Origin of the sequence: Aromatoleum bremense, assembly GCF_017894365.1 — a bacterium.
Lineage (GTDB): Bacteria > Pseudomonadota > Gammaproteobacteria > Burkholderiales > Rhodocyclaceae > Aromatoleum > Aromatoleum bremense.
On record NZ_CP059467.1, the window covers coordinates 3,136,488 to 3,154,887 of the forward strand.

General features: G+C 64.7%; 15 protein-coding genes. 8 read left to right on the plus strand and 7 right to left on the minus strand.

The features are described from left to right. Positions 1-36 precede the first annotated feature (36 nt). From proB to rplU, 4 genes are all read right to left on the minus strand, one after another. Positions 37-1,152 carry a glutamate 5-kinase gene (proB, locus tag pbN1_RS14690; RefSeq protein WP_169201884.1) on the minus strand — a complete coding sequence of 372 codons (1,116 nt, stop codon included), beginning with the start codon at positions 1,150-1,152 and terminating at the stop codon, positions 37-39. 29 nt (positions 1,153-1,181) lie between these two features. Continuing rightward, entirely contained in the window at positions 1,182-2,390 is a 1,209-nt protein-coding gene (cgtA, locus tag pbN1_RS14695) for an Obg family GTPase CgtA (protein ID WP_169201883.1), read from the minus strand. 79 nt (positions 2,391-2,469) lie between these two features. Continuing rightward, a complete protein-coding gene (rpmA, locus tag pbN1_RS14700) occupies positions 2,470-2,733 on the minus strand; it encodes a 50S ribosomal protein L27 (protein ID WP_011236299.1) in 264 nt (87 codons plus the stop codon). A gap of 18 nt (positions 2,734-2,751) precedes the next feature. Then, entirely contained in the window at positions 2,752-3,063 is a 312-nt protein-coding gene (gene rplU / locus pbN1_RS14705) for a 50S ribosomal protein L21 (protein WP_011236298.1), read from the minus strand. Between the two features lie 399 nt (positions 3,064-3,462). Here rplU and pbN1_RS14710 point away from each other — a divergent pair, with 399 nt between their 5' ends. Genes pbN1_RS14710 through pbN1_RS14720 form a run of 3 tightly spaced genes read left to right on the plus strand, consistent with a single transcriptional unit; the run spans position 3,463 to position 6,687 of the window. After that, on the plus strand, positions 3,463-4,695 hold the full coding sequence (locus pbN1_RS14710) for a tyrosine-type recombinase/integrase (RefSeq protein WP_210147515.1): 1,233 nt from the start codon (positions 3,463-3,465) through the stop codon (positions 4,693-4,695). Continuing rightward, complete coding sequence (locus tag pbN1_RS14715) at positions 4,688-5,659, plus strand: tyrosine-type recombinase/integrase (RefSeq protein ID WP_169201882.1); 972 nt, start codon at positions 4,688-4,690, stop codon at positions 5,657-5,659. Before pbN1_RS14710 ends, pbN1_RS14715 begins: the two co-directional genes overlap by 8 nt. Beyond that, on the plus strand, positions 5,656-6,687 hold the full coding sequence (locus tag pbN1_RS14720; protein ID WP_169201881.1) for a tyrosine-type recombinase/integrase: 1,032 nt from the start codon (positions 5,656-5,658) through the stop codon (positions 6,685-6,687). Before pbN1_RS14715 ends, pbN1_RS14720 begins: the two co-directional genes overlap by 4 nt. Positions 6,688-6,757: 70 nt before the next feature. Here pbN1_RS14720 and radC read toward each other — a convergent pair whose 3' ends face one another. Then, positions 6,758-7,435 (minus strand): RadC family protein, encoded by a 678-nt coding sequence (radC, locus tag pbN1_RS14725; RefSeq protein WP_169201880.1) that lies wholly within the window; start codon positions 7,433-7,435, stop codon positions 6,758-6,760. 52 nt (positions 7,436-7,487) lie between these two features. On the opposite strand from radC, the gene coaBC reads away from it, so the two are divergent. From coaBC to pbN1_RS14740, 3 genes are all read left to right on the plus strand, one after another. Continuing rightward, the gene (gene coaBC / locus pbN1_RS14730; protein WP_169201879.1) at positions 7,488-8,696 is read left to right on the plus strand and encodes a bifunctional phosphopantothenoylcysteine decarboxylase/phosphopantothenate--cysteine ligase CoaBC; all 1,209 of its coding nucleotides are present in this window, start codon (positions 7,488-7,490) and stop codon (positions 8,694-8,696) included. A gap of 118 nt (positions 8,697-8,814) precedes the next feature. Further along, positions 8,815-9,264, plus strand: a complete 450-nt coding sequence (gene dut / locus pbN1_RS14735) for a dUTP diphosphatase (RefSeq protein ID WP_169201878.1) — start codon at positions 8,815-8,817, stop codon at positions 9,262-9,264. Beyond that, positions 9,265-9,699: an NUDIX hydrolase gene (locus tag pbN1_RS14740; RefSeq protein ID WP_169201877.1), complete on the plus strand. Its 435-nt coding sequence runs from the start codon at positions 9,265-9,267 to the stop codon at positions 9,697-9,699. 12 nt (positions 9,700-9,711) lie between these two features. On the opposite strand, the gene aceK is transcribed toward pbN1_RS14740, so the two are convergent. Both aceK and ggpS read right to left on the minus strand, forming a co-directional pair. Further along, positions 9,712-11,487, minus strand: a complete 1,776-nt coding sequence (gene aceK, locus pbN1_RS14745) for a bifunctional isocitrate dehydrogenase kinase/phosphatase (RefSeq protein WP_169201876.1) — start codon at positions 11,485-11,487, stop codon at positions 9,712-9,714. A 111-nt stretch (positions 11,488-11,598) separates the two neighbouring features. Further along, positions 11,599-13,860, minus strand: a complete 2,262-nt coding sequence (ggpS, locus tag pbN1_RS14750; RefSeq protein WP_169201875.1) for a glucosylglycerol-phosphate synthase — start codon at positions 13,858-13,860, stop codon at positions 11,599-11,601. A gap of 529 nt (positions 13,861-14,389) precedes the next feature. Between ggpS and pbN1_RS14755 the strand changes: the two genes are divergently transcribed. After that, a complete protein-coding gene (locus pbN1_RS14755; protein ID WP_169201874.1) occupies positions 14,390-16,627 on the plus strand; it encodes an NADP-dependent isocitrate dehydrogenase in 2,238 nt (745 codons plus the stop codon). 332 nt (positions 16,628-16,959) lie between these two features. After that, on the plus strand, positions 16,960-18,204 hold the full coding sequence (icd, locus tag pbN1_RS14760) for an NADP-dependent isocitrate dehydrogenase (protein ID WP_169201873.1): 1,245 nt from the start codon (positions 16,960-16,962) through the stop codon (positions 18,202-18,204). Positions 18,205-18,400: the final 196 nt, after the last annotated feature.

The following is an 18,400-nucleotide window of genomic DNA, read 5'->3' on the forward strand; positions in this document are numbered from 1 at the left end:
CGTCGATGAATGCAGGCTGTCACGAAGCCGCGCGGCTTATCGCAGCACCATGTTGTCGCGGTGAACCAGTTCGGGTTCGTCGATGTAGCCGAGCAGCTTTTCGATCTGCGTGCTGGATTTGCGCGCGATCCGGCGGCACTCGCTACTGCTGTAGTTGACGAGACCGCGCGCGATTTCCTCGCCGGCGGCGCTGCGGCATGCGACCGCTGCGCCGCGCTCGAATTCGCCCCCGACCTCGACGACACCCACGGGCAACAGGCTGCGCCCGCTGCGCAACGCGGTGACCGCGCCATCGTCGAGGATGAGGTCGCCGGCGAGTTGCAGGTGGTCGGCGAGCCACTGCTTGCGCGCCTGCAGCGGCGAGCTGGTCGCGTAGAGCAGAGTGCCGAGCGGTTCGGCCTGCGCGAGGCGGATCAGCGCGTCGGCTTCGTTGCCGCTGGCGATGCACGTGTGCGCACCGCTTCGCGCCGCACGCTGGGCGGCACGAATTTTCGTGATCATCCCGCCCCTGCTGATGCCGGTGCCGGCGCCGCCCGCCATCGCCTCGTACGACCTGTCCTCGGCACGGCCTTCGGAGACGAGCGTTGCATTGGGGTCGCGACGCGGATCGGCAGTGTACAAGCCTTGCTGGTCGGTGAGGATCACCAGCGCATGGGCTTCGATGAGGTTCGCGACCAGCGCGCCGAGCGTGTCGTTGTCGCCGAACTTGATCTCGTCGGTAACGATCGTGTCGTTCTCGTTGATGATCGGCACGACGCCCAGTTCGAGCAGCGTCGTCAGCGTCGAGCGTGCGTTCAGGTAGCGCTTGCGGTCGGCGAGATCGTCGTGGGTCAGCAGGATCTGCGCAGTGTGGAGATTGTGACGCGAAAAGGCATCCTCGTAGGCTTCGACGAGGCCCATCTGCCCGACCGCCGCGGCGGCCTGCAGCTTGTGCATTTCGTGCGGGCGTTTTTGCCATCCCAGGCGCTGCATGCCCGCGGCGATCGCGCCCGACGAGACCAGCACGACCTGCTTGCCCGCGGCCCGCAGCGCGGCGATCTGGCGTGCCCAGTCGCCCATCGCCGCTTTGTCGAGGCCGGCGCCGTTGTTCGTGACGAGTGCGCTGCCGACTTTGACGACGATGCGGCGCGCGTTACGGATCTTGTCTCTCATGACGGGGCTGGGAAAGTTCCTGAAGATTCCTAATGATTGGGGCGGTTGGCGTCCTGCTCATCGATGACATCGTCTCCGTCCCACTCACCGTCGCGGCTGGCAGTCTCGTCTTCGGCGAGGAGCGCCTGCAGCCGCGCCTGGTAGGCCGCTTCGGCGCGGGTTTCGGCTTCGGCCGCGGCGAGCGCTTCCGCATGCGCGCGCGCCGCTTTCTCGGCTTCCGCCTGGGCGCGTCCGGCGTCAAGGAAATCCTGGATCGCGAAGACCAGCTTTCTGCAGCCGTCGCCGGTCAGCGCCGAGATCTCGAAATGGCGTTCGACCGGCCCGTAGGCTTCGAGGAAGGCCGCGACGCGCGCGGCGCGTTCGTCTTCGGGAATCAGGTCGAGCTTGTTGAGTGCGAGCCAGCGCGGCTTGTTGTACAGGGATTCATCGTACTTGCGCAGTTCCTCGACGATCGCCTTGGCGTCCCGCACCGGATCGACGTCGGGATCGAACGGCGCGAGATCGACGAGATGCAGCAGCACGCGCGTGCGCTGCAAATGGCGCAGGAACTGGTGGCCGAGACCATGCCCTTCAGCCGCCCCTTCGATCAGCCCCGGAATGTCGGCGATGACAAAGCTGCGGTTCTGGTCGGTGCGCACGACGCCGAGGTTGGGCGCGAGCGTCGTGAACGGATAGTCGGCGACTTTCGGCTTGGCCGCCGAGACTGCGCGGATGAACGTCGACTTGCCGGCGTTCGGCATGCCGAGCAGGCCGACGTCGGCCAGCACCTTCAATTCGAGGCGCAGCGCGCGACGCTCGCCTTCCTCGCCCATCGTGCGCTTGCGCGGCGCGCGGTTGACGCTCGACTTGAAGTGGAGGTTGCCCAAGCCCCCCTTGCCGCCGCGCGCGATGATCGCCTGCTTGCCATCCTCGTCGAGGTCGGCGACGAGTTCGCCGGTTTCGAGATCGGTGATCACCGTGCCGACCGGCATGCGCAGCACGATGTCTTCGCCGCCCTTGCCGTAGCAGTCCTTGTTGCCGCCGTTCTCGCCGCGTTGCGCGCGGTGCATGCGCGTGAAGCGGTAGTCGACGAGCGTGTTGAGGTTGCGGTCCGCGAGCGCATAGATGCTGCCGCCGCGGCCGCCGTCGCCGCCGTCCGGGCCGCCACGTGGTACGAATTTCTCGCGCCGGAACGACGCCGAGCCGTTACCGCCGTCGCCGGCCATGACCTCGATGCGTGCTTCGTCAATGAACTTCATGATGATGAGGTGCCTGTGGCAAAAACAAAAAAGCCCTACCGCAAGGATAGGGCTTTTCGAACCGGAACGCTGCCAGGTTTCAGGCGGCTTCGGGCACGATGACGACGGTGCGGCGGCGTTGTGCGCCCTTGATCGTGAACTGCACGGTGCCGTCCTTCAGGGCGAACAACGTGTGGTCCTTGCCGATGCCGACGTTTTCGCCCGGATGGTATTCGGTGCCGCGCTGGCGAACGATAATGTTGCCGGCGAGCACGAACTGGCCGCCATAGCGCTTGACGCCGAGGCGTTTCGATTCCGAGTCGCGGCCGTTACGGGAACTGCCGCCAGCTTTTTTGTGTGCCATGTCGAATTACCTCCGGACTCAGGCCGAGATCGCTTCGATGCGAAGCTCGGTGTAGTTCTGGCGATGCCCCTGGTGCTTCTGGTAGTGCTTGCGGCGGCGCATCTTGAAAATCTTGATTTTGTCGTGACGACCGTGGGACACCACGGTCGCCGTGACTGTGGCGCCGGAAACCACCGGGGTGCCGATCTTGACCGACTCGCCCTCGCCGACCATGAAAACTTGGTCGATGGTGATTTCGGAGCCCACGTCTGCCGGTATCTGTTCTACCTTGATCTTTTCGCCGGCCGCGACGCGATACTGCTTGCCGCCGGTTTTTATCACCGCGTACATGGTGTTGCTCCAGTTGATGGGTTTGCAAAAGAATCGAGCACTCTAATTGCGGAGTCGATGATAGTCAAGGATTTCAAGGCCTTCTGCCGGTGGACGGAGGGGCCGGCGGAGTTTGCGCAGGGTATGGCCGGGCATGACCACCGCGGCGAAGGTCGGGTGGGTGCTTTCGCCGTTTTTGTGTGTCCGGACATGCCATGCTTCGCCCGACCACGCTACAGCAACCCGCGTTCGGCGAAAAATGGTGAGCACAACATTTTTCGCGGAATGTGGACGTCTCTGATATGTGCAGTGCGGGAGTCCTCGCGGCTCCCGCCGCCGCGCCGGCGTCGGCGAACTGCGCATAAGTCCACAGCGTGCGCGTACCGTCCGTTGTCCATCCACTGCACGAGGAGGGACATCATGGCTACCGATCTTCCCAGTAATACGCGCGCGCTGTTGGCGCGATCGGCCTTCGCGCCGGAGTTGAAGGAGTTTGCGGTGTGGCTCGGCGGCGAGCGCTACACGCCGTTCGTCACCCATCTGCACCTGCTGCGGCTGGAGCAGGTCTTGCCGCGACTTGGAAACCCGACTTGCAGTGAGGGAGACATGCACACGGCTTTCGTGGCGGTCGGCCGAGGGGTGCCGAGCCGTTTCCATCGATTCCATGCCACCGAACGTGCCTATCGCCGGTTCCTGCTCGCGCGCGGCCGGTTGGTCAAGGACGAGAACGAAGGCCACCACGCCAGCCTGTGCATCGCCTACGAGCGGCACCTGCGGGACCTGCGCGGGCTGTCTGTGTCATCTTGCCAGCATCATGCGATGACTGTCGCCGATTTCCTGGCGCGCGGCCTCGAGGCTGGCCAGGAGTTGCGCGCGCTCACGCTCGAGGACATTGAACGCTACGTCGCGCTGCGCAGCCGCGAGGTGTCGCGCCACTCGCTGCAGCACGTGGTCGCGTATCTGAGGAGCTTCCTGCGCTACTGTCACGACCAGGGCGAGATCGGACGGGTGCTCGATGCCATCGAGACGCCCCGAACTTACCGCGGCGAGTTGCCACCCCAGGCGCTCGACTGGTCGACGGTCCAGGCGTTGATCCGATCGGTCGATCTTCACAGCAAGGCGGGTCGGCGCGATCACTGCATCCTGCACTTGATGGCCCACTACGGTCTGCGACCATCCGAAGTCGTAACGCTTCGCGTGGACTCGATCGACTGGGATGCGGCCGTGCTGCACGTCGTGCAGTGCAAGACCCGGTCGGACCTGCTGCTGCCGCTGGCGCCCCAGACCGTGCGGATCCTGCACGGCTATCTGGCGCATGAACGCCGTGCACAAGGCACGGATTACCCCGAACTGTTCCTGCGTGCCCGCTGTCCGAGCGGACCGCTGCAACGCTATGCGGTCGGCGACATCTTCAAGAAGCGCGTTCGGCAGGCCAACCTGGAACTGCCGGGCCACAATGTCTATCGTCTGCGACACACGTTCGCGATGCGGCTGCTCACGCGGGGCGTGGGCGTCAAGGCCATCGGTGATCTCCTCGGCCACCACAGCCTGGAGAGCACCTGTGCCTACCTGCGGCTGGACATCGACATGCTGCGCGGCGTCGCCCTCGAGGTTCCCGAGGCAGGTCTTCGCCAGGGAGGCCACCATGCATGATGCCCTTTGCCTGGACGCCTGGGACGCCGCCGTCGCAGCCTACCTGAGCAGTCGCCACGCCATCGGCCGCGCCTACCGCAAGGAGGAACTGATCCTGCGCGAGTTGCGCAGCTTCCTCATGCGCGCCGGGGCCGCCGATCTCGATCCGGCCCTCTTCGAGCGCTGGCGCGCGCAGTTCCACCACCTCAGTTCGAGCACGCGCGTCGTGCGTGAGCACACCGTGTACAAGTTATGCCGCTACCGCCGGCGCAGCGATCCCGGCTGCTTCCTGCCGGATCGCGAGTCGCTGGCGCGCCAGAAGCCGCACGCGTTGCCGACGATCATCGAACCCGAGCAGGTGGCGCAACTGCTCGCCTACGTGTCGCAGCTACCCTCGGGGAGTCGATCTCCCGTGCGGGCGCATGCCATGCGCCTGGCAGTCGTGCTGCTGTACACGGCTGGGCTTCGACGCGGCGAACTCGTTCGCCTGACGCTGGGCGACGTTGATGTGGACGCCGGTGTGCTGCGGATCCGGGAGTCGAAATTTCACAAATCGCGCTGGGTTCCCCTGTCGGTCAGCGCGCAGGCCGAGTTACGGCGTTATCTTACGGCGCGGCAACAGGCCCGTCTCGACGAGCATCCAGCGGCGCCGCTATTGTGCACCCGGGGATCGCGCGCCTACACCGGCGAGGGCTTGTACAGCAGCCTCAAGCACCAGCTGCGCTGTGCGGGCATTCACGACAGCGCCAGCCGCTGTCCGCGTGTGCAGGACTTCCGGCACAGCTTCGCGGCGTCGGCGTTGCTGCGCTGGTACAACGCCGACGCCGACGTACAGTCCAACCTGCCCAAGCTCGCGCTCTACATGGGCCATGTGTCGATCGTCTCGACCGCCTACTATCTGCGCTGGATGCCGGCGGTCGTGTCGCAGGCGTCGGATCGATTCGCGCGCTCCTGCGCGGGCGTGATCGACGGAGATGCACCATGAAGCCGTCCACGCCAACCGATCTTGGGCGCGAACTGGTGCGCTTCTTCGAAGAGTTCCTGCCGGCGCAGCGCGGCTTGAGCCCGAATACCGTGCGTAGCTACCGGGACGCCTTGCTGCTGTTGCTGCAGTTCGCCTCGGCTGACGCCAAGCGAGCGATCGAGCGCCTGGAGGTATCCGACTTCACCGCCGAGCGGGTGATCAAGTTCCTGAACTTCCTCGAGACGGACCGTGGCAACGGGATCGCCACGCGCAACGCCCGCCTTGGAGCCATCCATGTCTTTGCGCGCTTCCTCGCGACGCGCCGGCCGGAGTACCTGGGTTCGCTGCAGCAGGTGATCGGCCTGCCATACAAGCGCGGCGCGCGGGAGGTGCCAATCGAGTACCTGGAGCGCGCCGAGATCGAGGCGGTGCTGCAGAGCATCGACCGGGACAGCGCTCTGGGCCGGCGCGACTACGCCTTGTTCGCCCTGATGTTCAACACCGGCGCGCGTGTGCAGGAGGCATTGGACGTGCGGCGGCGCGACGTGCGCCTGGATGCGCCGCCCCAGGTGCGCCTGCATGGCAAGGGCAACAAGGTGCGGCTGTGCCCGATCTGGCCGGCGACGGCGAAGCTGCTACGCGCCTTTATCGACGAATTGCCGGCGTCCGACGGTGATCCCGCCGAGGCGCTGCTCTTCACCAACGCCCGGGGTCGGCCGCTCACGCGCTTCGGCGTGCGCTATCTGCTGCGCCGGTACGTCGCTGCCGCAGCGCAGCGCGTGCCAAGCATGCGCGACAAGAGCATCCATCCGCACTCGCTGCGGCACAGCACGGCGGTTGCGCTGCTGAAGTCCGGCGTGGACTTCGCTACGATCAGCCAGTGGCTGGGACATGCCTGTCTGAACACGACGATGCGTTATGTCCGGGCCGACATCGATCTCAAACGGCAGGCGATCGCTCAGGTGTTCCCGGATGCGCTCGCGCCGCCGCGAGGCGGACGGTTCCAATTCGACGGCCGCGATCTCGTCGGCTGGCTGCGTCGGATGTGACTCGGATATGTGGAGTCCATCTACCCTCGCGCTTCACCTTCTCCAAGGAGAGTGGGTGCAACTCCACATTTCAAAGAAGTCCACGTTCGGCGAACGACAAAGGCTGCGCATGGGCGGTGACGATGAAGTGATCGAGGACACGGATATCGACGAGTTCGAGCGCCTGCTTGAGACTGCGCGTCAGCAGTTCGTCTGCGGGGCTCGGCTCGGTGGCGCCCGAGGGGTGGTTGTGGGCGAGAATCACCGCGGCCGCGTTGCGCCCGAGCGCGAGCTTGACGACTTCGCGCGGGTAGACGCTGGTTTGCGTCAGCGTGCCGCGGAACAGTTCGACCGCTTCGATCAGGCGATTGCGCGCATCAAGCAGCAGCACGTGAAACACCTCGTGCGGCAGCGAGCCGATGCGCAGGCGCAGCCAGTTGCGTACGGCAAGCGGCGACTCGAACACGTCGGCATCGTTCATCTGCTCGGCGAGCGCGCGCCGCGCCAGTTCCATGACCGCCTGCAGTTGGGCATACTTTGCGAGGCCCATGCCCGGGATCGCGGAAAATTCCGCGGCGGAGGCGGCGCACAGGCGGGTCAGCGAGCCGAACTGTTGCAGCAGGTCGCGCGCGAGATCGACTGCGCTTTTTCCCCGCATGCCGACGCGCAGGAACAGCGCGAGCAGTTCGGCGTCGGACAGCGCGGACGTGCCGCGGGTGAGGAGTTTTTCGCGCGGGCGCTCGTTTTCGGGCCAGTCGGTGATTGCCATGATGTGATGTGGTGGGTGTGAGAATGTGTTCGTTAATTATACGGAATATGCCATGAGCGAATTGAGCGGGCGCCGGATCGTGCTTGGCGTCACCGGCGGGGTTGCCGCGTACAAGGCGGCGGAACTCGTGCGGCTGCTGGGAAAAGCGGGTGCCGACGTGCACGTCGCGCTGACCGCCGGCGGCGCGCGTTTCGTCACGCCGGTGACTTTCCAGGCGCTGTCGGGCAACCCGGTGTGGTCGGATCTTTGGGATCCGCGTGTCGACAACAACATGGCGCATATCGACCTGACGCGCGGCGCCGACGCGATCCTGATCGCGCCGGCGACGGCCGACGTCATCGCGAAGCTCGTCCACGGCATTGCCGACGACCTGCTGACGACGCTGTGCCTCGCGCGCGAATGTCCGCTGCTTGTTGCGCCGGCAATGAACCGCCAGATGTGGGAGCACCCGGCGACGCGGCGCAACGTCGCGCAGCTTGCGGCCGACGGCGTCGCGGTGGTCGGTCCGGGCGCCGGAGATCAGGCCTGCGGCGAGACCGGCATGGGCAGGATGCTCGAGCCCGACGAACTGCTCGAGCACCTGATCGCCTTTTTCCAGCCGAAGCTGCTCGCCGGGCGCAAGGTGGTGATGACCGCGGGGCCAACCTTCGAGGCGATCGATCCGGTGCGCGGCATCACGAACACGAGTTCCGGCAAGATGGGCTACGCGCTCGCACAGGCCTGCCGGCGCGCCGGCGCTGAAGTCATGCTCGTCAGCGGGCCGACCGGACTGCCGGCGCCGCTCGGCGTCGATCACGTCGACGTGCGCAGCGCGCTGCAGATGCGCGATGCCGTCACCGCGGCGCTGCCGGGTGCCGATGTCTTCATCGGCGTCGCCGCGGTCGCGGACTACCGGCCGGTGTCCGCCGCCGAGCACAAGGTGAAGAAGTCGTCCGCCGAGCTTACTTTGACGCTGACGCCCAATCCGGACATCCTCGCCGAAGTCGCGGCACGACCGGACGCGCCGTTCTGCGTCGGCTTCGCGGCTGAAAGCCGCGATCTCGATGCGTACGCCGAAGGCAAGCGGCGCGCCAAGCGCCTGCCGATGCTGGTCGGCAATCTTGTGCAGGACGGGCTCGGCGGCGATGATAACCAGGTGATCCTGTATGACGATGCCGGGCGCCATCCTCAGCCGCGCGCGCCCAAAACCGTCGTCGCACAGAGGATCGTCGAGCATCTGGCGGGCCTGCTGGTGACGCGGGCCGCCCGGCTGGCGAGATGAGCGCGACCGGCCGCCGCGTTATGACCCGGGACCAACGGGCGCGATAATCAACATCATTTCCGTTTGCTGCGGCGGCTTGTGGACTGCGCGGGCGACGATTTTCAGTTCCGAGGGGAAAATGCACCGAATAGACGTCAAGATTCTCGACGACCGCCTGCGCACTCATGAGCCCGCGTATGCGACGCCGGGTGCGGCAGGGCTCGACCTGCGCGCCTGCCTGAACACGCCGGTGAGCCTCCACCCGGGCGAGACCACGCTGATTCCGAGCGGGCTCGCAATCCATCTCGCCGATCCGGGGCTCGCGGCGATGGTGCTGCCGCGCTCGGGCCTCGGTCACAAGCATGGCATCGTGCTCGGCAACCTCGTCGGCCTGATCGACTCGGACTACCAGGGGCAGATCTTCGTGTCGGTATGGAATCGCGGGCGCGAGACCTTCACGGTCCAGCCGATGGAGCGCATCGCTCAGCTGGTGGTCGTGCCGGTGCTGCAGGTCGGCTTCAACATCGTCGATGAATTCCCGCAAAGCGATCGCGGCGCGGGCGGCTTCGGTAGCACCGGCAAGCACTGAATGCGCCACGGCATTCCGGTCGGCGTACACGTCATCGTCGAGCGGAACGGCGAAGTGCTGCTGCTCAGACGCGCCGGGACGGGATTCTTCGACGGGCTGTACAGCCTTCCCGGCGGCCATGTGGAGCCCGGCGAATCGCTGCTCGAGGCGGCCGTGCGGGAAATGTGCGAGGAAACCGGGCTGTACTTGCACGCGGATGCGCTCGAATACGTCGGCGTCGTGCACCGCCGGTCCGACACGAATCGTGTCGATTTCTTTGTTCGCGCGAAGCGTTTCACGGGCGAGCTGCAGATTCGCGAACCGGACAAGTGCGACGGACTCGGCTGGTTCGGGCGTGACGGTCTTCCTGCCGCGACCGTTCCCTACATCCGCGCTGCGCTGGAAGCGCGACCGGCGCCCTGGGTGCTGGAGCTCGGGTGGCAGGACGATGCGTGAGGCGGCCGCCCGTCAGGCCGCCTGGTCTGCGCGTCCGCGCTCGTTGCTCCACATGTTGCAGAAACGCAGTTCGATTGGATACGGGAAGAAATCCTCGAGGTAACCCTTGCGGATCGAGGCCTGCACGTCCTGCCAGAACTTGGCGTCGAGCAGGTCGCGGTGGTGCTTCAGGAAAGCCTTGCGCACGCGCGGGGCGCCGAGCAGGAAGGTCGCGAATTCTTCCGGAAAGACGTCCATCGGACCAGCCGAATACCACGGCTCGGCGGCCATCTCCATCTCCGGATACGGCGCCGGGGGAATCCTGCGAAAGTTCATGGCGGTCATGAACTCGATCTCGTCATAATCGTAGAACACCACGCGGCCGTAGCGCGTCACGCCGAAGTTCTTCCACAGCATGTCGCCGGGGAAGATGTTCGCTGTTGCCAGCTCGCGGATCGCGTTGCCGTATTCGCGCACCGCGTATTCGACCTGGTCGTCGTCCGCGCGCTCGAGGTAGATGTTCAGCGGCGTCATGCGGCGTTCGATGTAAAGGTGCTTGATGATCACCGAGTCGCCCTCGATCTCGAACGAGGACGGCGCCAGCGCGCGCAATTCGTCGAGCAGTTCGGGGTGGAAGCGCGACAGCGGCAGCGCAGCGTACGAGAACTCCAGCGTGTCCGCCATGCGGCCGACGCGGTCGACCTGCTTCACCATCAGGTACTTGCGCTTGACGGTCGCGCGGTCCATGTTCTTCGATGCGCCGAACACGTCCTTGATGATCTTGAACACGTAGGGGTAGGACGGCAGCGTGAACACCAGCATCACGAGGCCGCGGATGCCGGGCGCGATGATGAACTGGTCGTTCGAGTGGCGCAGGTGCGCGATCAGGTCGCGGAAGAACATCGTCTTGCCCTGCTTGCCCAGCCCGAGCATCGTGTAGAGCTCGGAACGGTGCTTGTTGGGCATGATCGAGCGCAGGAACTGCACGTAGCCGGACGGCACTTCCATATCGACGAGGAAATACGCGCGCGACAGCGAGAACAGCACCGAGATGCGCCATGGATCGAGCAGGATCGTGTCGATCTCGAGCCGGCCGGCAGCGTTGTGCCGGACCGCCAGCGCGAACGGATACTCCTGGTAGCCGTTGATCGTCTTGCCGATGATGTAGGCGGTCTTGTTGCGGTAGAACGCCGAGTACAGCACCTGGATCTGGCAATTGACCTCCATGTCGGGCCAGGCGCCGAGGTGTTCGTGCGCTGCGCGCAGGATGTTGTCGATGTCGCGGTCCAGATCCGCGAACGGACGCTGCCAGTCGAAATCCTCGATGATCCGCCGCACGGTGGTGCGCAGGCCTTCGTCCTGGGGGTAATAGCTGCTGTAGACCGGCGGATAGGATTCGATGTATTCGGTCGAGACGGCGGGGCGCGCGAACAGGTAGTCGTTGTTGAAATACGTGCGGTGCAGGATCTTGCAGCACACCGAATTGAAGAAGGTCTCTGCCAGCTCCGGCTGCTTGTGTCGCATCAGGATGCCGATGTACTGGAGCTTGAGCTGCTGCCAGGTGCTGTCGTCGAGCGAATCGGCGTCGAACTCCTCGTGCAGCCGCCGGACCGCCTCGTCGACGCGGTCGTCGTAGAACTGCACCCGCTCGCGCACCGCGTCGATCTGCGCCTGCCAATCGGCGGCCTCGAAGCTTTCCTTGGCCCGACGCGAGGTCTCGCGGAAGATCCGGTAGTGCTTGTTGAAGCCTTCGATCATCGCCTGCGCGATCGATTGGGCGACCGGGTTTTCCCCGACGGGTGCGTCCATGGATTCCTCGTCTCGGTGATGATGTGCGACGTTGGCGCGCAGCGGCGTGATGGCGCACATTTTATCCCGAAACCTGCGGAGGGCCGGAGCACCGCCCCGCGACGCGATGGCTCAGCAGCCCGTGCCGGCGAGCATGTCTTCGCCGACCGGCGTGGTAACCGCTTCGAGGAAACTCCGTCCCCAGCGGTGGATGTCATTGTGTTCGACGATGGCGAACAACTCCCGCAGGCGCGACTCGGCCTCGGCGTCGTTCATCGCGATCGCCTGATACAGGCGCGCCGCGAGGTCGGCGAGATCGTGCGGGTTTGTCAGCACCGCACCGTGCAGCTCGGCCGCCGCGCCGGCGAACTCCGACAGCACGAGCACGCCGCGCCCGTCGATCAGGCCCTGCGTCGCGACGTACTCCTTCGCGACGAGATTCAGGCCGTCGCGCAGCGGCGTGATCCACATTACGTCGGCCATCGCGTACCAAGCGACGACTTCCTCGAACGGCAGCGCACGGAAGAAGAACTGCACCGGCATCCAGCCGACGCGCGAGAAGCGGCCGTTGATGCGGCCGACCGCCTGCTCGATCTGCGTCTGCAGCGCGTCGTAGATCGTCATTTCCTTTGCCGCCGGCACGCACACGGCCATCAGCGACACTTTGCCCTGCAATTCGGGATGCGCGTCGAGCAGGCGCTCGAACGCGAGCAGCTTCTCCAGCGTGCCTTTCGTGTAGTCGAGGCGCTCGACCGACAGGATCACGCGCGTGCCCGCGAGATCCGAGCGCAATTCGGCCATGCGCTTGCGGGTCGAGGGCTGGTCGAGGATCTTGCGCACGCGCTCGACGTCGAGGCCGACCGGGTGGGCGCCGAGACCGATGCGTCGGCCGTGGACCTCGATTGCGGTCGTGACTTCATCGAGACCGACGGCGCAGCCGTAAGTGAGGTAGCGTGGCGCGCAGTTGCGGCGCTCGAGCACGGTCAGCGGTGCGACGCCGCGCGCGACATCGACGAAATTCTCGGCTTGGCGCGGGATATGGAAGCCGATGTAGTCACACTGCAGTAGGCTGCCAATGATCTCGCGGCGCCATGGCAGCACGTTGAACACGTCCGCCGACGGGAAATAGGTGTGGTGGAAGAAGGCGATCTTCACGTCCGGGCGTAGCTCGCGCAGCACCGCCGGCACCATCCACAGGTTGTAGTCGTGCAGCCAGACGACCGCGCCTTCGGCCGCTTCGGCCGCGGCGCGTTCGGCGAAGAGCCGGTTGACCTTCAGGTAAACGTGCCAGTCATCCTCGCGAAATTGCGCGCGCTCCCAGAACGTGTGCAGGGTCGGCCAGAACGCTTCTTTTGAAAAGCGCTTGTAGAAGATGTCAATGTCGTCCTTCGTGAGCGGTACGCGCGCAGCGACCAGATGAGGGTAGCGCTCGCGGTCGACCGTCGTGTGGACTTCGAACGGGATCGCCTTTTTCGGGTCATGCATCGACCATGCGATCCATGCGCCGGGGCGGCCGTCGTTGAAGTAGCTCAGCAACGTCGGAATGATGCCGTTCGGCGAGCTGGGTGCTCCGCGGGTGATCCGCCCGTTTTCGAACACCTCCTCGTACGGCAGCCGGTGATAGACCATGACGAGCTCGGAGCGCCCCGGTGTATCGGTCTCGCGCAGCTCCGCCTCGACGCCTGCCGGCCCGAGGAAACCGAAGTGGCCGATCGCCTCGAGAATGCCTCCGCAGCCCGGATGGCGCGCGTGCAGCACATGAGCGCGGTCGCGGGTCGCTTCGAGCAGTGCCGCTTCCGACTCGCCGACGCAGACACCGACGAAACCCTGCTCGTACATCGACAGATCGTTGAGCGTGTCGCCGGCGACCAGTACCGCGTCGCGGTCGAGCTCCAGCAGGCGCACCAGTGCATCGAGCGTGCTGCCCTTGTTGACGCCGCGCGGCAGGATGTCGAGATAGCGGTTGGCCGAATACAGCATGTCGCAGCCGAGCTCCGCGGCGATCACGCGAAGGTCGCTGCCGACGGTGCCGGGCGCGCAGAAATACGAGCAGCGGCGCTGCTGCGGCACTTCCTGGCGCTCGAGGCCGGCGAACGACGCCACTGCCGCGGCGACGACCCGCTCGCCGGGCCATAGTGCGTCGATGCCCGCTTGAAGCGGTTGCACCGGTTGCAGCGTACGGCCATCGACGACCGTCGCACCAACGTCGCAAACGATGTAGTCGGGCGTCGGGATCGACGGGTCGGAGAGCAATGGCAACACGACCTCGAGCCCGCGCCCGGTGACGAAGACCAGCTTGATTTCGGGGTGTGCATTGATCAGCTGATACAGGCGCAAACGCGCTTCGGGGTGGCCGGCGAGAAATGTTCCGTCGAGATCGGTTGCAATCAGCATAGGAAGTTCTCCATTTATAGTTGTACGCCGACTTTGTTGCCGGCGATGAGAGGACGAGGATGGTCTCTCCCCGCGGCGCGAGCGCAGGTTCGAGCAGAACGGTAGCGGGGCTGCGCAAGAAGCGGCGCGCCGACGGGAGGAACGGCGTGTGCCCGGCCGCCGGGCCCGCGCAAGAGAGGCTGCCGAGCGATAAATCGTTGCTTAGCCGGCCAAGGGTCGTGCGGCAAGATATATTTGGACAAATATTGTAACCGTTTACTTGCGCAGGCCCAAATCGCGTCAACAAGCGCTGGCCCGGTCTTGCCGCTCCACGGATGCGGTTTGCGTCACCGCCAGCCGAGCAAGGTGATATCTTGTGTCTTATATAAGAGTAAGATTGTGCGCCTGGCGGCAACCTGTCGCGCTCGCAGGTCTATAATCATGCGCCGTCAGAAAATGAGCGGATGCGATCGAGCCTTCAGGGGCCGTATCTCGTCCCGTTTTTGCGTCCGTCAGGCTTCGCGCAGGCAAAATAACGAGGGAGAAATGTATGACAACGAATAGTCCGACCATCATCTACACGCTCACCGATGAGGCGCCTCTACTGGCGACCTTCTCGCTGCTGCCGATCATCGAGACGTTTGCCGCGCCGGCCGGCATCAATATCGCGAAGAGCGACATCTCGGTGGCAGCTCGTATCCTCGCCGAATTCTCGGACTACCTGACCGACGCACAGAAGGTGCCCGACAACCTGGCGGAACTCGGTCGGCTCACGCAGGACCCGGACACCAACATCATCAAGCTTCCCAACATCAGCGCCGCGGTGCAGCAGCTGACCACCGCCATCACCGAGCTGCAGCAGAAGGGTTATGCGATTCCGAATTACCCGGAAGCGCCGAAGAGCGACGAAGAAAAGATCATCAAGCAGCGCTACGGCAAGGTGCTCGGCAGCGCGGCCAACCCGGTGCTGCGCGAAGGCAACTCGGACCGCCGCGCCCCGCCCGCGGTCAAGCGCTATGCCCGCAAGCATCCGCACTCGATGGGCGAGTGGAGCATGGCGTCGCGCAGCCATGTCGCACACATGAAGAGCGGCGACTTCTACCATGGCGAGAAGTCGATGACGCTGGATCGCGCGCGCGACGTCAAGATGGATCTGGTCACCCGGCGCGGTGAAACCATCGTGCTCAAGCCGAAGGTCGCACTGCTGGACGGCGAGATCATCGACAGCATGTTCATGAGCAAGAAGGCGCTGTGCGCGTTCTACGAAGAGCAGATGGAAGACGCGCGCAAGACCGGCGTGATGTTCTCGCTGCACGTCAAGGCGACGATGATGAAGGTCTCGCACCCGATCGTGTTCGGTCACGCGGTCAAGATCTTCTACAAGGAAGCCTTCGAGAAGCACGGCAAGCTCTTCGACGAGCTGGGCGTCAACGTCAACAACGGCATGTCGAACCTCTACGAGAAGATCGCGATGCTGCCGGAATCGAAGCGTGACGAGATCGTCCGCGACCTGCACGCCTGCCACGAGCATCGCCCGGAACTGGCGATGGTCGACTCGGCCAAGGGCATCACCAACCTGCACGCCCCCAACGACGTGATCGTCGACGCCTCGATGCCGGCGATGATCCGCATCGGCGGCAAGATGTGGGGTGCCGATGGCAAGCCGAAGGACACCAAGGCAGTCATGCCGGAGAGCACCTTCGCCCGGATCTATCAGGAGATGCTCAACTTCTGCAAGACCAACGGCAATTTCGATCCGACGACGATGGGGACTGTCCCCAACGTCGGCCTGATGGCCCAGCAGGCCGAGGAATACGGTTCGCACGACAAGACCTTCGAGATTCCGGAGGCCGGCGAGGCGCGCATCGTCGATATCGCCACCGGCGAAGTGCTGCTCGTGCAGGACGTCGAGGAAGGCGACATCTGGCGCATGTGCCAGGTCAAGGACGCGCCGATTCGCGACTGGGTCAAGCTGGCCGTCACCCGTGCCCGCAACTCCGGCATGCCGGCCGTGTTCTGGCTCGATCCCTACCGCCCGCACGAGGCCGAGCTGATCAAGAAGGTCGAGACCTATCTCAAGGATCACGATACCACCGGGCTCGACATCCAGATCATGTCGCAGGTACGTGCGATGCGTTACACGCTCGAGCGCGTCATCCGCGGCCTCGACACCATCTCGGTGACCGGCAACATCCTGCGCGACTACCTGACCGACCTGTTCCCGATCATGGAACTGGGCACCAGCGCAAAGATGCTGTCGATCGTGCCGCTGATGGCCGGTGGCGGCATGTACGAAACCGGGGCGGGCGGTTCGGCGCCGAAGCACGTGCAGCAACTGGTCGAGGAGAACCATCTGCGGTGGGATTCGCTCGGAGAATTCCTCGCGCTGGCGGTGTCGCTCGAGGATATGGGCATCAAGACCGGCAACGCCAAGGCCAAGCTGCTCGCCCGGACTCTGGACGATGCGACCGGAAAACTGCTCGACAACGACAAGTCGCCGTCGCGCAAGACGGGTGAGCTCGACAACCGGGGCAGCCACTTCTACCTTGCGCTGTACTGGGCACAGGCGCTGGCGGCGCAGGACGACGATGCGGGGCTGAAGTCCCGTTTCGCGCCGGTGGCGAAAGCGCTGGCCGAAAACGAGCAGAAGATCGTCGAAGAACTGCGCGCAGCGCAGGGGCGTCCGGCCGATATCGGCGGCTACTACCTGCCTGATCCGGCGAAGACCTGCGCAGTGATGCGCCCGAGCGCCACGTTCAATGCCATCCTGGCAGGAGCGTCGGCCTGAGCGGTTCCTGACCGTTACCGGGCCGCGCGCCGGTCGGTGCGGCCCGGTAACGGCGTGTAGCGAAAAAGTCGGCGCAGGCGCGGTGGCTTTTTGCGTTTCGGGGGGGCGAAGCGCGTGCCGCGGAAGGGCGGGCGCACGGGGAAATCCTGGCGCCGGAAGGAATGTGCCAGGATTTTGCACCATAGTTGATATCCGGAGTGGGGGAGGAGCATCATTTGCATACGTCGCCCCTGGGGGGCGCCCGCCTGCGAGGTGATCCCCCAAGCTGCCAGTCGAAGGTTTTCAGTGCAAAGCTGAGTCAATCGAAACGAGTCCACATAGAGGGAGTAGGCATGAGCACATCTCACATCACGGTTCCCGCCGGCGGCCAGAAAATCATTCCCGGCCAGCCCATCCCCGACAATCCGATCATCCCGTTCATCGAAGGTGACGGCATCGGTGTAGACATCACCCCGGTGATGATCAAGGTCATCGACGCGGCAGTCGAGAAAGCCTATGGCGGCAAGAGAAAAATCCACTGGATGGAAGTCTATGCCGGTGAGAAGTCGACTCAGATCTACGGCCCGGACGAGTGGTTGTCGAAGGAAACCTTCGACGCGCTCAAGGAATACTCGGTGTCGATCAAGGGCCCGATGACGACTCCGGTCGGCGGCGGCATCCGCTCGCTGAACGTCGCGCTGCGCCAGGAACTCGACCTCTACCAGTGCGTGCGTCCGATCCAGTACTTCAAGGGCGTGCCTTCGCCGCTGAAGAACCCGGAACTGACCAACATGGTGATCTTCCGCGAGAACACGGAGGACATCTACGCCGGTATCGAGTGGCAGGAAGGCTCGGAGCAGGTCAAGAAGGTCATCGCGTTCCTGCAGAACGAAATGGGCGTCAAGAAGATCCGCTTCCCGGAAACGTCCGGTATCGGCATCAAGCCGGTTTCGGTCGAAGGCACGCAGCGTCTGGTGCGCGCCGCGCTCAAGTACGTGATCGACAACGACCGCAAGTCGCTGACGATCGTGCACAAGGGCAACATCATGAAGTTCACCGAAGGCCTGTTCCGCGACGTGGCCTACGAGCTGGCGCAGAAGGAATTCGGCGCGCAGCCGATCGACGGCGGCCCGTGGTGCAAGTTCAAGAACCCGAACACCGGGCGCGAGATCGTCGTCAAGGACGCGATCGCCGACGCCTTCCTGCAGCAGATCCTGCTGCGTCCGGCCGAATACGACGTGATCGCGACGACCAACCTGAACGGCGACTACATCTCCGACGCGCTGGCCGCGCAGGTCGGCGGCATCGGCATCGCCCCGGGCGCGAACATTTCCGACCAGTACGCCTGCTTCGAAGCGACGCACGGCACGGCGCCGAAATACGCCGGCCTGGACAAGGTCAACCCGGGTTCGCTGATCCTGTCCGCCGAGATGATGCTGCGTTTCATGAAGTGGACGGAAGCTGCCGATCTCGTCATCAAGGGCATGGAAGCCGCGATCGGCGACAAGGTCGTGACCTACGACTTCGCGCGCCTGATGGAGGGCGCCCAGGAAGTGTCCTGCTCCGCGTTCGGCGACGCGATGATTGCGCGCATGTAAATCGCCTGCGCAGGCGCCCGGTAACGGTCGCCTCGCCTGAAAAACCCCGCCTTCTCGCAAAGAGGGCGGGGTTTTTTCTTGACTGGAATCCGTGACAAGGTCTTGCAGAGTTCGGTATTAGCTAGGTTTTGTAAGCAGTCCGTAAGAAACTTCCTCCTAGAATGGTGGCGCTTCTTGCTGCCCGGGCTCTGTCCGG

Excerpts from the sequence above, each read along its gene's own strand:
- icd (WP_169201873.1), top strand. The coding sequence starts at position 16,960 with ATGAGCACATCTCACATCACGGTTCCCGCCGGCGGCCAGAAAATCATT.
- radC (WP_169201880.1), bottom strand. The coding sequence starts at position 7,435 with ATGGCAATCACCGACTGGCCCGAAAACGAGCGCCCGCGCGAAAAACTC.
- rplU (WP_011236298.1), bottom strand. The coding sequence starts at position 3,063 with ATGTACGCGGTGATAAAAACCGGCGGCAAGCAGTATCGCGTCGCGGCC.
- pbN1_RS14720 (WP_169201881.1), top strand. The coding sequence starts at position 5,656 with ATGAAGCCGTCCACGCCAACCGATCTTGGGCGCGAACTGGTGCGCTTC.
- pbN1_RS14755 (WP_169201874.1), top strand. The coding sequence starts at position 14,390 with ATGACAACGAATAGTCCGACCATCATCTACACGCTCACCGATGAGGCG.
- ggpS (WP_169201875.1), bottom strand. The coding sequence starts at position 13,860 with ATGCTGATTGCAACCGATCTCGACGGAACATTTCTCGCCGGCCACCCC.
- dut (WP_169201878.1), top strand. The coding sequence starts at position 8,815 with ATGCACCGAATAGACGTCAAGATTCTCGACGACCGCCTGCGCACTCAT.
- aceK (WP_169201876.1), bottom strand. The coding sequence starts at position 11,487 with ATGGACGCACCCGTCGGGGAAAACCCGGTCGCCCAATCGATCGCGCAG.
- pbN1_RS14715 (WP_169201882.1), top strand. The coding sequence starts at position 4,688 with ATGCATGATGCCCTTTGCCTGGACGCCTGGGACGCCGCCGTCGCAGCC.
- pbN1_RS14740 (WP_169201877.1), top strand. The coding sequence starts at position 9,265 with ATGCGCCACGGCATTCCGGTCGGCGTACACGTCATCGTCGAGCGGAAC.
- coaBC (WP_169201879.1), top strand. The coding sequence starts at position 7,488 with ATGAGCGAATTGAGCGGGCGCCGGATCGTGCTTGGCGTCACCGGCGGG.
- proB (WP_169201884.1), bottom strand. The coding sequence starts at position 1,152 with ATGAGAGACAAGATCCGTAACGCGCGCCGCATCGTCGTCAAAGTCGGC.
- pbN1_RS14710 (WP_210147515.1), top strand. The coding sequence starts at position 3,463 with ATGGCTACCGATCTTCCCAGTAATACGCGCGCGCTGTTGGCGCGATCG.
- cgtA (WP_169201883.1), bottom strand. The coding sequence starts at position 2,390 with ATGAAGTTCATTGACGAAGCACGCATCGAGGTCATGGCCGGCGACGGC.
- rpmA (WP_011236299.1), bottom strand. The coding sequence starts at position 2,733 with ATGGCACACAAAAAAGCTGGCGGCAGTTCCCGTAACGGCCGCGACTCG.